We start from the raw sequence: 12,518 nt of genomic DNA, 5'->3' as shown, positions 1-12,518 counted from the left end.
AAACGAGTTTTATATGACGAACAAAGACGTAAGCAAAGTTAAGCGCAAAGGCACGTTCAAGAGCGCACCGTTGCCGGTGGAAGCCCTGCTGGTCCCGGCTCCCGAGGGCGAAGCGCTGGTAGCGCTGGCCGTAGCGGCCCTGGAAGACGTGAAGGCCCAGGACATCCAGGTCCTGGACGTGCGTGACAAGCAAAGCATCACCGACTTCATGATCATCGCCACCGGTACTTCCAACCGCCAGATCGGCGCGATGCTGGACAAGGTTCGCGAAGCCGTCAAAGCCCAGGGCGTCAAGCCACTGGGTGAAGAAGGCAAGGGCGACAGCGACTGGGTGCTGGCTGACCTGGACACCGTGATCGTGCACATGATGACCAGCAACGCCCGCCAGTTCTACGACCTGGAGCGCCTGTGGAAAGGTGCCGAGCAGAGCCGTGCCGCCGATGGCAAGCACCACAGCCCTGAAGTCGGTCACGCGCACTTCGACAAGCTCAACAAAGACCAGGAATAAGGAACGGCTGTGCGCCTGCGTCTGATCGCTGTCGGTTCACGCATGCCCAAGTGGGTGGAAGAAGGCTGGCATGAATATGCCAAGCGTCTGCCATCGGAACTGGCGCTGGAACTGGTGGAAATACCGCTCAACACCCGGGGCAAGAACGCCGATGTGGCGCGCTTTATCCGTCAGGAAGGCGAGGCGATGCTGGCCAAGGTCGGTGCCAACGAGCGCATCGTCACCCTGGAGGTGCACGGCAAACCCTGGAGCACCGAGCAGTTGGCGGTGGAGCTGGATCGCTGGCGCCTGGATTCGCGCACGGTCAACTTCATGGTCGGCGGCCCCGAGGGGCTGGCACCGGAAGTCTGCGCGCGGGCCGATCAGCGCTGGTCGCTGTCGCCCCTGACGTTGCCCCATCCGCTGGTGCGGATTCTGATGGGTGAACAGCTGTATCGCGCCTGGACAGTCCTGTCCGGGCACCCTTACCACAAATAGTCTGCGCCCTGCCTGATGACCCAGCCGATCCGCATCAAGGACCACGAGAAAGACGCACGTCTTGTACGCGCGCGCGTGATCTTTGGCGCGATCGCGGTGGTGGTGCTGATGTGTGTGTTGATCGCCCGCCTGTATTTTTTGCAGGTGATCCAGTACGAGTATCACTCCACGCTGTCGGAAAACAACCGGGTGCATGTGCAGCCGATCCCGCCGACCCGTGGCCTGATTTTCGACCGTAATGGCGTGGTGATTGCCGATAACCGGCCCAGCTTCAGCTTGAGCATGACCCGCGAACGTTCCGGCGACTGGCAGCAGATCCTTGATGTGATTGTCGAGGTGCTGCAACTGACGCCGGAAGACCGGGCGATCTTCGAGAAGCGCATGAAGCAGGGGCGGCGCCCGTTTGAGCCGGTGCCGATCCTGTTTGAGCTGACCGAGGAGCAGATCGCCAGGATCGCGGTGAACCAGTTCCGCCTGCCGGGCGTGGAGGTGGTGGCGCAACTGGTGCGGCATTACCCGCAAGGGGCGCACTTTGCCCACTCGGTCGGCTACATGGGGCGGATCAACGAAAAAGAGCTGAAAACCCTCGATCCGGTCAACTACAGCGGCACCCACCATATCGGCAAGACCGGTATCGAGCGCTTCTACGAACCGGAACTGCATGGCCAGGTGGGTTACGAGGAAGTCGAGACCAACGCCCGTGGCCGCGTGCTGCGGGTGCTCAAGCGCACCGACCCGATTCCCGGCAAGGACATTGTCCTGAGCCTGGATATCAAGCTGCAGGAGGCTGCGGAAATGGCTCTCGGCGGGCGTCGTGGCGCGGTGGTGGCGCTGGATCCGAACACCGGCGAGGTCCTGGCCATGGTCAGCCAGCCGAGTTTCGACCCCAACCTGTTTGTCACCGGGATCAGCTTCAAGGCCTATGCCGAGTTGCGCGACTCCATCGACCGGCCGCTGTTCAACCGGGTGCTGCGCGGCCTCTATCCGCCGGGTTCGACCATCAAGCCGGCGGTGGCAATTGCCGGCCTGGATGCCGGTGTCGTGACTGCTTCCAGCCGGGTCTACGATCCGGGTTACTACATGTTGCCCAACTACGATCACAAATACCGTAACTGGAACCGTACCGGCGACGGCTATGTGGACCTGGATACGGCGATCATGCGTTCCAACGACACCTACTTCTATGACCTGGCCCACAAGCTGGGTATCGATCGCTTGTCGACCTACATGGGCAAGTTCGGCCTCGGTCAGAAAGTGTCCCTGGATATGTTTGAAGAATCCCCAGGCTTGATGCCTTCCCGCGAGTGGAAGCGCGCCACCCGGCGCCAGGCCTGGTTCCCCGGTGAAACCCTGATCCTGGGGATCGGCCAGGGCTATATGCAGGCCACGCCCTTGCAACTGGCCCAGGCCACGGCACTGGTGGCCAGCAAGGGCAAGTGGATTCGCCCGCACCTGGCCAAGACCATCGAGGGCGAAACGCCGGTGGATGAAAACCCGATCCCGGACATCGTCCTGCGCGACCCGTCTGACTGGGCCAAGGTCAACCACGGCATGCAGCAAGTGATGCACGGCGCGCGGGGCACGGCGCGCAAGGCGGCTGTTGGCGCGCAGTACCGGATTGCTGGCAAGAGCGGGACCGCCCAGGTGGTTGCGATCAAGCAGGGCGAGAAGTACGACCGCTCCAAAGTCCAGGAGCGCCATCGCGACCACGCCTTGTTCGTCGGTTTCGCCCCGGCCGACAACCCGAAAATCACCGTGGCGGTGATGGTTGAGAACGGCGAGTCCGGTTCCGGCGTGGCCGCCCCAGTGGTGCGCCAGATCATGGACGCCTGGCTGCTGGACCAGGACGGCAGGCTCAAGCCTGAGTTTGCCAACCCTTCAAGCGCGGAGGCTACGGCCCGTGAAGAGTAATTTCGACCGGATCCTCTCCAGTGAGGATGTGATGCGTCGCCGCGCCACTTTGTTGCAGCGCATGCACATTGATGGCCCGTTGCTGATCCTGCTGCTGACCCTGGCGGCCGGTAGCCTGTTCGTGCTGTATTCGGCCAGTGGCAAGAACTGGGACCTGCTGATCAAGCAGGCGTCGTCGTTCGGCCTGGGCCTGTTGTCGATGGTGGTCATCGCCCAGCTGGAGCCGCGCTTCATGGCGCGCTGGGTGCCGCTGGGGTATGTCGCCGGGGTGCTGTTGCTGGTGGTGGTGGACGTCATGGGGCATAACGCCATGGGGGCCACCCGCTGGATCAATATCCCGGGGGTGATTCGTTTCCAGCCGTCGGAATTCATGAAGATCCTGATGCCGGCCACCATCGCCTGGTACCTGGCCAAGCGCACCTTGCCGCCGCAGCTCAAGCACGTGGGGATCAGCCTGGTCCTGATCGGCATTCCGTTCATTCTGATCGTGCGCCAGCCAGACCTGGGCACCGGCCTGCTGATCCTTGCCGGCGGTGCGTTCGTGCTGTTCATGGGCGGCCTGCGCTGGCGCTGGATCATCAGCGTGCTGGTGGCGGCGGTGCCGGTGGCTGTCGCCATGTGGTTCTTCTTTATGCACGATTATCAGAAGCAGCGGGTCCTGACCTTCCTCGATCCCGAGAGCGATCCGCTGGGCACCGGTTGGAATATTATCCAGTCCAAGGCGGCCATCGGTTCCGGCGGCGTGTTTGGCAAGGGCTGGTTGCTGGGCACCCAGTCGCACCTGGACTTCCTGCCGGAAAGCCACACCGACTTTATTATCGCGGTGATGGGCGAGGAGTTCGGCCTGGTGGGCATCTGCGCACTGCTGCTGATCTACTTGCTGTTGATCGGGCGTGGCCTGGTGATTACCGCGCAAGCGCAGACGTTGTTCGGCAAATTGCTCGCCGGTGCGCTGACAATGACTTTTTTTGTTTACGTTTTCGTCAACATCGGTATGGTCAGTGGCCTGCTGCCGGTGGTTGGGGTGCCGTTGCCGTTCATTAGCTACGGCGGAACTTCGCTGGTGACATTACTGTCAGCGTTTGGGGTCTTGATGTCGATCCATACCCATCGCAAGTGGATCGCACAGGTTTGAATAAGGTGAAGATGTCAATGCAAGCAATGCGCGGCCGGGCTGCTCGATATGCGGCCTGCCTGGGCCTGTTGGGCGCCTTCGGTGCTGCACAGCCAGCCCTGGCCGGCGATTACGATGGCTCGCCCCAAGTCGCCGAGTTTGTCGGTGAGATGACGCGTGACTATGGTTTCGCCGGCGAACAACTGATGGGCGTGTTCCGCGAGGCCCAGCGCAAGCAGTCGATCCTCGACGCCATTTCGCGCCCCGCCGAGCGCGTCAAGCAGTGGAAGGACTATCGCCCGATGTTCCTCACCGACGCCCGGGTGGCGCGGGGGGTGGACTTCTGGCGCCAGCACGAGGCGGTGCTGGCCCGCGCCGAGCAGGAATATGGCGTACCGGCCCAGGTGATCGTGTCGATCATCGGCGTTGAAACCTTTTACGGGCGCAATACCGGCAGTTACCGGGTGATCGACGCTTTGTCGACCCTGGGTTTCGATTACCCGCCCCGCGCCGAATTCTTCCGCAAGGAGCTGCGTGAGTTCCTGCTGCTGGCCCGTGAAGAGCAGGTCGACCCCTTGACCCTCAAAGGTTCCTACGCCGGGGCCATGGGCCTGCCACAGTTCATGCCCAGCAGCTTTCGCGCCTATGCCGTGGATTTCGACGGTGATGGCCATATCAATATCTGGAGCAACCCTGACGATGCCATCGGCAGCGTTGCCAGCTACTTCAAGCGCCATGGCTGGGTGGCTGGCGAGCCGGTGGTGATCCGTGCCGATGTCACGGGCGAGCGCGCCGATGAGGGCCTGACCCAGGGCATCGAGCCGGTGAAAACTGTCGGGGAGTTGCGGGCGCTGGGCTGGTCAAGTCATGATGCGCTGCGCGATGATATGCCGGTTACCGCCTTCCGCCTGGAAGGCGCAGACGGCCCGGAATACTGGATGGGCCTGAAGAATTTTTACGCAATTACGCGTTATAACCGCAGTGTGATGTACGCCATGGCCGTGCATCAGCTGTCAGACATGCTGGTTCAAGCACGGGGCGTCAAGTAATGCGGGTATCGCCGATCAATAAACCGCTCAAGCTGGTGGCGCTGGCCGCATTGTCCTTGCTGGTTGTCAGTTGCTCCACCAGCCGCGCGCCGGCGCAGAAGGCCAGTGGCCCGGTAGTCCGCGCGCAGCCGGGGCTGGATATCAACCGGGCCCACAAGGACGGCGCGCCGTGGTGGGACGTCGATGTCTCGCGTATCCCGGATGCCACGCCGACCCTGCATACCGGCAACTATAAAGCCAACCCTTACACGGTATTGGGCAAGACCTACTTCCCGCTGCAGGAATCGAAGAATTATGTGCAGTCGGGCACCGCGTCCTGGTACGGCACCAAGTTCCACGGCCAGAACACCGCCAACGGCGAAGTGTATGACCTGTACGGTATGAGCGCGGCGCACAAGACCCTGCCGCTGCCGGCCTACGTGCGGGTGACCAACCTGGACAACAACCGCGTGGTGATCCTGCGGGTCAACGACCGCGGGCCGTTCTATTCCGACCGAATCATCGACTTGTCCTACGCAGCCGCGAAAAAACTCGGCTATGCCGAAACCGGCACGGCGCGGGTCAAGGTCGAAGGCATCGACCCGGCCCAGTACTGGGCCCAGCGCGGCAAGCCGGCGCCATTGATGCTCAACGAACCCCAAAGCGCGCAACCGCAGATCACCGCTTCGGCGGGCAAGGTCGAGCAGTGGACGCCGCCGCCCCAGCAACACGCCGCGCCAGTCGTGGCCGTGCCACAGGCGGCGCCGGGCAGTACGGCGGGCGGGCAATACCTGCAAGTCGGCGCTTTCGCCAACCCGGATGCGGCAGAACTGTTAAGGTCCAAGCTCAGCGGGATGGTCAGCGCGCCCGTGTTTATCAGCTCCATCGTGCGTAACCAGCAGACCCTGCACCGGGTTCGCCTGGGCCCCATCGGCTCGGCGGGCGAGATTGCCCAGGTGCAGAACAGCGTGCGCTTGGCCAACCTGGGCCAGCCCAGCGTGGTCAGCGCCGAATAAGCAGTAGCGGATCGAGGGTGCTGGCGCGCTTGCGTGCCGGGGCCCTGGTTGCAGGCTCGTCGAATAATAAAAACCCGAAGGCAAGGGTTGAGCTGGCAACTGAATACGCGACAGCCTGGCAACGGGCTGTCTGAATAGTTTTGCCCGCGAGGGCAAGTTTCCATAAGCAATTTCGAGAGACGGATGAACATCACCACCTTAGCCAAACGCCTGTGCCTGCTTGTCCCGCTGATCATCGCGCCCGCTGCCTGGGCCGTCGAAATGATGCCAGCGCCACCGCAACTGGCCGCCAAGTCCTACGTGCTCATGGATGCCGCCAGCGGCAACGTGCTGGTCGAAAACAACGGTGACCAGCGCCTGCCGCCGGCCAGCCTGACCAAGCTGATGACCGCCTACATCGCGACCCTGGAAATCCGTCGTGGCCAGATCGGTGAAAACGATCCGGTGACCGTCAGCGAAAACGCCTGGCGTACCGGCGGTTCGCGGATGTTCATCAAGGTCGGCTCCCAGGTCACGGTGAGCGACCTGTTGCACGGCATCATCATCCAGTCCGGTAACGACGCCAGCGTCGCCCTGGCCGAGCACATTGCCGGCAGCGAAGATGCATTCGCCGACATGATGAACAAAACCGTGACTGACCTGGGCATGACCAACAGCCACTTCATGAACCCGACCGGCCTGCCCAACCCAGACCACTACTCGTCGGCCCATGACATGGCGATCCTGGCGCGCGCGATCATTCGCGTCGACCCGGTGCACTACGCCATCTACTCCCAGAAGGAATTCTTCTGGAACAACATCAAGCAGCCTAACCGCAACCTGTTGCTGTGGCGCGACAAGACCGTCGACGGCCTGAAAACCGGCCATACCGACGAAGCCGGTTACTGCATGGTGTCTTCGGCTGTACGTGATGGCCAGCGCCTGATCGCCGTGGTGTTCGGCACCAACAGCGAACAGGCCCGCGCGGCTGAAACCCAGAAGCTGCTGACCTACGGTTTCCGCTTCTTTGAAACCCAGACCTTCTACCAGAAGGGTGCCGAACTGGCCCAGGCTCCTGTGTGGAAAGGCACCGAGCGTCAAGTCAAGGCCGGCCTGGCTGACGACCTGACCTTGACGATGCCTAAAGGCCAGCTCAAGAAACTGGCTGCCAGCATGACCATGAACCCGCAACTGACCGCGCCTATCGCCAAGGGCGATGTGATCGGTAAAGTCGAAGTGAAGCTGGACGACAAAGTCGTACACAGCGCCGATCTGATCGCGCTCGACGCTGTTGAGGAAGGTGGTATCTTCCGTCGCGTGTGGGATAGCATCCGTCTATTCTTCTACGGCTTGTTCAACTGATTGTGTGCACCCGCAAGGCCCCGCGTTGATCCGACGCGGGGCCTTGCCCGTCGCCACGGCTTACCGCTTACGAGGCCGTTTCGCCATGACCGATAAAGAAGTAAAGGCGCCAAAGATCGAATTCCCGGTGACGGATTATCCCGTCAAGGTGATCAGCGATACCGGTGTGGGCAACAAAGACAAGATCCTCGAGATCATGCGTAAACACGCAACGATCAACGATAACCGTGTGGATGAGCGCTTGAGCACCAACGGTAAGTACACCACGATCCAGTTGCATATCGTTGCAACCGGTCAAGACCAGCTCTACGACATCAACAGCGAACTGCGAGCCACCGGTTTCGTACACATGGTGTTGTGATGTCCCAGGTCCTGGGCTTTCGCGAGCTCGGCCAGATGGCTTACGAGCCCGTCTGGCATGCCATGCAGCGCTTCACCAATGAACGCGGCAGCTCGGCGCCCGACGAAATCTGGCTGGTGGAGCACCCACCGGTATTTACCCAGGGCCAGGCCGGCAAGGCTGAGCATCTACTACTTCCGGGTGATATTGCGGTGGTGCAGGTCGACCGAGGTGGCCAAGTGACTTACCATGGCCCCGGGCAACTGGTGGCGTACTTGCTGCTGGATGTGCGCAAGCTGGGTTACGGCGTGCGCGAGCTGGTCAGTCGCATGGAGAACTGCCTGATCGAGCTTTTGGCCAGCTATGGTGTGACTGCCGTGGCCAAGCCCGACGCTCCTGGTGTGTATGTCGACGGCGCGAAAATCGCCTCCCTGGGCCTGCGCATCCGCCATGGCTGTTCCTTTCACGGCCTGGCCTTGAACGTGGACATGGACCTGGCGCCGTTTCGCCGGATCAATCCCTGTGGTTACGCCGGTTTGGCCATGACCCAGTTGAGCGATCACGCAACACCCCTAGAATTTGCCGAGGTAAGTGCCCGGCTGCGCGCGCAGCTCGTCAAACACCTCGACTATGCTGAGCAGACGACCCTGACGGGCGGAATCGACTGATATGACTACTGATGTTGTGCAAACCATGATCCCGACGCTGGACATTACCGAGCGTCCGGCCCCGGCTCCGCGTGCCAAGGTGGAAGCCGGCGTCAAGCTGCGCGGCGCCGAGAAGGTTGCACGCATCCCGGTGAAGATCATTCCGACCACCGAACTGCCGAAAAAGCCCGACTGGATCCGTGTGCGCATCCCGGTTTCGCCGGAAGTCGACCGCATCAAGGCGCTGTTGCGCAAACACAAGCTGCACAGCGTGTGCGAAGAAGCCTCCTGCCCGAACCTGGGGGAGTGCTTCTCCGGCGGCACCGCGACCTTCATGATCATGGGGGACATCTGCACCCGTCGCTGCCCGTTCTGCGACGTGGGCCATGGCCGGCCCAAGCCACTGGACGTCAACGAGCCAGAAAGCCTGGCCATCGCCATCGCCGACCTGAAACTCAAGTACGTGGTGATCACCTCGGTAGACCGCGATGACCTGCGCGACGGCGGTGCCCAGCACTTTGCCGACTGCATCCGTGAAATCCGCAAACTGTCGCCGAACGTGATGCTCGAGACCCTGGTCCCGGACTACCGTGGCCGCATGGACGTCGCCCTGGACATCACCGCCGCCGAGCCGCCCGATGTGTTCAACCACAACCTGGAAACCGTGCCACGCCTGTACAAGGCCGCGCGCCCGGGGTCGGACTACCAGTGGTCGCTGACCCTGCTGCAGAAATTCAAGCAGATGATGCCGCATATCCCGACCAAGTCCGGCCTGATGCTGGGCCTGGGCGAAACCGACGAAGAAGTCATCGAAGTCATGAAGCGCATGCGCGAGCACGACATCGATATGCTGACCCTCGGCCAGTACCTGCAACCGTCGCGCAGCCACTTGCCGGTGCAGCGTTTCGTGCACCCGGACACCTTTGCCTGGTTTGCCGAAGAAGGCTACAAGATGGGCTTTAAAAACGTTGCGTCGGGCCCGTTGGTGCGTTCGTCGTACCATGCCGACGAGCAGGCCAAGCTGGTCAAGGCCAGCCTGGTTTCCTAAGCCTTAGCGCCGATCCATTTGCCTGGATGGGCGTGTGTGGGAGCTGGCTTGTGTGGGAGCGGGCTTGCCCTAATGCCAGTCAGTTAAGCGGATTCTGCTTTCTGTAGGAGCGAGCTTGCTCGCGAAGGACGTCAACGATAACGCGTGTTTGCTAGGTAAACGCGGCGCTCTCAAGTTCTTCGCGAGCAAGCTCGCTCCTACAAAAAGGCTTAACTGACTGGCATTAGGGCTTGCCCGCGATAGCATCGCCTCGGTGCAACTGATACACCGAGGCGTCTGCATCGCGGGCAAGCCCGCTCCCACATAAGTCCGCTCCCACAGTTCGTTGCGCTGTACAGAATAGGGAGAACCAAGGATGACCAACCCGCCCGCCACCGCCGTCCCCGCCCTGCGCGCCGAAGGCGTGATCGGCCTCATCGCTCCCGCCGGCCCCGCTGCGCTGGATGTTGAAAAGGCCGGGCACTGGATGCGCGCCCGTGGCTACGAGCTGCGGATTTTCTCGGGGGTGTATGAGCGCGATGGCTACCTGGCCGGCAGCGATAAAGTACGCCTGCGCGACCTGCACGCGGCCTTTGCCGATCCCGAGATCGACGCCATCTTCTGCCTGCGCGGTGGCTACGGCACCCCACGCCTGCTCGATAGCGTGGATTTCGAGCTGCTGGCGGCCAATCCCAAGCCCTTCGTCGGCTACAGCGATATCACCGCGCTGCACCTGGCGATCAGCCGCTATGCCGGCTTCGTGACCTTCCACGGCCCGATGCTCAATGCCGACCTGCTCGGTGACAAGCAACAACCCACCGAATCATCACTGTTCAGCCTACTCCGTGGGCAACTGGGCGCTGGCAGTGTGCTGGCGCACCCTGTGGCGTACCCGTTGACCACCATTGAACCTGGCATCGCCTATGGGCGCCTGCTGGGGGGCAACCTGTCGATGATCGCGGCTGTGATGGGCACGCCGTACGAGCTTGATGCCGAGGGCATCATTCTGTTTATCGAGGACGTCAACGAACCGCTCTATCGCATTGACCGCCTGCTGACGCACTTGCGCCTGGCGGGCAAGCTGGCGCAGGTGCGCGGTGTGTTGGTGGGGGATGTGGCAGGGGTGGAGAGCGGGGCGCTGGAGCGGCTGCTGAAACAGACCTTCGAGCCGTTGTGCATTCCGGTCCTGTCCGGCTGGCGCAGCGGCCATTGCGACCCGAACCTGACCTTGCCGATGGGCGCCCTGGTGCGCCTGGATGCGGGGGAGCAGCGGTTGGTGTTGGAGCAGGATGTGGTGTTCAAATCCTGAGGGGTTTTTGCCTGCTCTACCGCCATCGCGAGCTTGCTCGCGATGGCGGTAGACGCCTTACGCAGTTCTAGCGGTTCTGCAACGACTCCAGCAGCTTCACCGTCGGATACCCATCCGCCGGCCAGCCCAACGACTGCTGCGCCGCACGAATCGCCTTACGCGTGTTAGCGCCGATAATCCCATCCGGGTTGCCAGCCTCGTACCCCTTGGCACTCAACACCGTCTGCAATTCGATACGCTGGGTCCGGGTCAGCGGCAGTTCATCCGTTGGCCAATCCCCGCGAATCACCCCGCCACCAGCAAAACGCTCGGACAGCAGGCCGACCGCCAGGGCATAAGACGACGAGTTGTTGTACTTGAGGATTGCGCGGAAGTTGTCCAGCACCAGGAACGCCGGGCCACGATGGCCAGCCGGCAGCAGCAGGGCGGCCGATAGCGTTTCGACATTGGGCGGCACGCTGGCACCGGCCGGCACCCGCAGCCCGAGCTTCAACCACTCGCCCACCGGCTTGCGCCCCACGCCATCGGCCAGGGCGTAGTCGAAATTCTCCGGCAACTGCTGCACCTCAAAGCCCCATGGCTGGCCTTTCTGCCAGCCCGAGCTTTGCAGGTAGTGGGCGGTGGAGGCGAGGGCGTCGGCCGAGCTGTTCCAGATATCGCGGCGACCGTCGCCATCGAAATCCACGGCGTGGGTGTTGTAGGTGGTCGGTATGAATTGGGTCTGGCCCATGGCCCCGGCCCAGGAGCCACGCATCTGTTCGGCCGGGATATCACCGTGCTGGATGATTTGCAGCGCGGCCAGCAACTGCGCCTGGGCGAACGCCGGGCGGCGGCCTTCGTAGGCCAGGGTCGCCAGGGAGCGGATCACCGAGTTATTGCCCTGGAACGCGCCGAAGTTGCTTTCCATGCCCCACACCGAGACCAGCACCTGGCGATCAACGCCGTAGCGCTGTTCGATGCTTTGCAGGATATCGGCATGCTTGATCAGCAGGGCCTGGCCATTGCGCACGCGCACTGCGGACAGGGCACCGTTGAGGTATTCCCATACCGGGCGGGAAAACTCCGGTTGGCTGCGGTCGGCACGGATAACCGCCATGTCAGGGCTGACGTTGGCGAAGGCGGTGTCGAACACCGCAGGGGTAATACCGGCTTTCAGGGCCTCGATGCGAAAACCCGCCTGCCATTGGGCGAAGGTTTGGGTTGGTTGGATATCGAGATTGGTCACGGCCAGGGGCGCAACTACGGCGGGTGCGGCAACCGGTGCGGTCTGGAGCGTGGGCAGGGGCTGAGCGTCGGCGGCGGTGGGTTTTTCGGCGCAGGCGACTAACAGGATCAGGCTGGAGGCAGCAATCAATTGGCGAAGGTGCCAACGACGGGAAAGACTAGAGGGCATGCACAGGTCCAGGAAATACGAATCAGGTGCAGACCTTATCATGCCAGAGGGGCGCTTGCCTTCAGGCAGCCAGAAAGTAAGAAGCCTCCCAGCTATTAGACTGGAAGGCTTCGCGGCGGTAGCTGCCTTTGCCTTTGCCGGCGCGTTCCTGGCGACTGCGGAACAACGGCTGGGCGATAAGGGATTTGGCCTTGTTGGGGCCATGCTTGGATGGCTTTTTGCTCATGATCGGGACGCTCCGATGGGGGGGCTGGTGCGGTGCAAATCATCTGCCGAAGTTTGGCGGCTGTCCAGCCCGGCGTGATGTAGGAAATGACCTCGGTCTAAATGTTGCAGAGGTTTTGTGGGAGCGGGCTTGCTCGCGATAGCGGTGGGTCAGTTAATGGATACTTGACTGACCCACCGCC

Annotated in this window: 13 protein-coding genes; 11 read left to right on the top strand and 2 right to left on the bottom strand. The window is 62.2% G+C overall.

All coding sequences use genetic code 11. The annotated features are described in order from the left end of the window. Positions 1–13 precede the first annotated feature (13 nt). The 11 genes from rsfS to AC07W7_RS24115 all read left to right on the top strand — a co-directional run bounded on the left by rsfS (position 14) and on the right by AC07W7_RS24115 (position 10,718). Positions 14–508 (top strand): ribosome silencing factor, encoded by a 495-nt coding sequence (gene rsfS / locus AC07W7_RS24165; protein ID WP_032861691.1) that lies wholly within the window; start codon positions 14–16, stop codon positions 506–508. A gap of 9 nt (positions 509–517) precedes the next feature. Next, positions 518–985 carry a 23S rRNA (pseudouridine(1915)-N(3))-methyltransferase RlmH gene (gene rlmH, locus AC07W7_RS24160; protein WP_076964191.1) on the top strand — a complete coding sequence of 156 codons (468 nt, stop codon included), beginning with the start codon at positions 518–520 and terminating at the stop codon, positions 983–985. A gap of 15 nt (positions 986–1,000) precedes the next feature. Then, positions 1,001–2,896 (top strand): penicillin-binding protein 2, encoded by a 1,896-nt coding sequence (gene mrdA / locus AC07W7_RS24155; RefSeq protein ID WP_169901432.1) that lies wholly within the window; start codon positions 1,001–1,003, stop codon positions 2,894–2,896. A gap of 31 nt (positions 2,897–2,927) precedes the next feature. Then, the gene (rodA, locus tag AC07W7_RS24150) at positions 2,928–4,031 is read left to right on the top strand and encodes a rod shape-determining protein RodA (RefSeq protein ID WP_154220613.1); all 1,104 of its coding nucleotides are present in this window, start codon (positions 2,928–2,930) and stop codon (positions 4,029–4,031) included. 17 nt (positions 4,032–4,048) lie between these two features. Then, positions 4,049–5,059, top strand: a complete 1,011-nt coding sequence (mltB, locus tag AC07W7_RS24145) for a lytic murein transglycosylase B (RefSeq protein WP_076964194.1) — start codon at positions 4,049–4,051, stop codon at positions 5,057–5,059. Next, a complete protein-coding gene (locus AC07W7_RS24140) occupies positions 5,059–6,054 on the top strand; it encodes a septal ring lytic transglycosylase RlpA family protein (RefSeq protein ID WP_495040256.1) in 996 nt (331 codons plus the stop codon). The genes mltB and AC07W7_RS24140 overlap by 1 nt, the downstream gene beginning before the upstream one ends. A gap of 183 nt (positions 6,055–6,237) precedes the next feature. After that, complete coding sequence (locus tag AC07W7_RS24135; RefSeq protein WP_029292257.1) at positions 6,238–7,395, top strand: D-alanyl-D-alanine carboxypeptidase family protein; 1,158 nt, start codon at positions 6,238–6,240, stop codon at positions 7,393–7,395. Between the two features lie 85 nt (positions 7,396–7,480). Continuing rightward, positions 7,481–7,756 (top strand): DUF493 domain-containing protein, encoded by a 276-nt coding sequence (locus AC07W7_RS24130; RefSeq protein ID WP_029292256.1) that lies wholly within the window; start codon positions 7,481–7,483, stop codon positions 7,754–7,756. Beyond that, positions 7,756–8,403: a lipoyl(octanoyl) transferase LipB gene (gene lipB / locus AC07W7_RS24125; protein ID WP_076964196.1), complete on the top strand. Its 648-nt coding sequence runs from the start codon at positions 7,756–7,758 to the stop codon at positions 8,401–8,403. The genes AC07W7_RS24130 and lipB overlap by 1 nt, the downstream gene beginning before the upstream one ends. Positions 8,404–8,428: 25 nt before the next feature. Beyond that, a complete protein-coding gene (lipA, locus tag AC07W7_RS24120; RefSeq protein WP_162493910.1) occupies positions 8,429–9,430 on the top strand; it encodes a lipoyl synthase in 1,002 nt (333 codons plus the stop codon). 355 nt (positions 9,431–9,785) lie between these two features. Beyond that, positions 9,786–10,718 (top strand): S66 peptidase family protein, encoded by a 933-nt coding sequence (locus AC07W7_RS24115; protein ID WP_495040255.1) that lies wholly within the window; start codon positions 9,786–9,788, stop codon positions 10,716–10,718. 67 nt (positions 10,719–10,785) lie between these two features. On the opposite strand, the gene AC07W7_RS24110 is transcribed toward AC07W7_RS24115, so the two are convergent. Both AC07W7_RS24110 and arfA read right to left on the bottom strand, forming a co-directional pair. Beyond that, positions 10,786–12,111, bottom strand: a complete 1,326-nt coding sequence (locus AC07W7_RS24110) for a lytic murein transglycosylase (protein ID WP_076964199.1) — start codon at positions 12,109–12,111, stop codon at positions 10,786–10,788. Positions 12,112–12,172: 61 nt separating this feature from the next. Then, on the bottom strand, positions 12,173–12,337 hold the full coding sequence (gene arfA, locus AC07W7_RS24105; RefSeq protein ID WP_032861705.1) for an alternative ribosome rescue factor ArfA: 165 nt from the start codon (positions 12,335–12,337) through the stop codon (positions 12,173–12,175). Positions 12,338–12,518: the final 181 nt, after the last annotated feature.

This window comes from Pseudomonas sp. GW821-FHT01D09, assembly GCF_059422465.1.
This window is presented reverse-complemented; position numbering and strand designations above follow the sequence as displayed.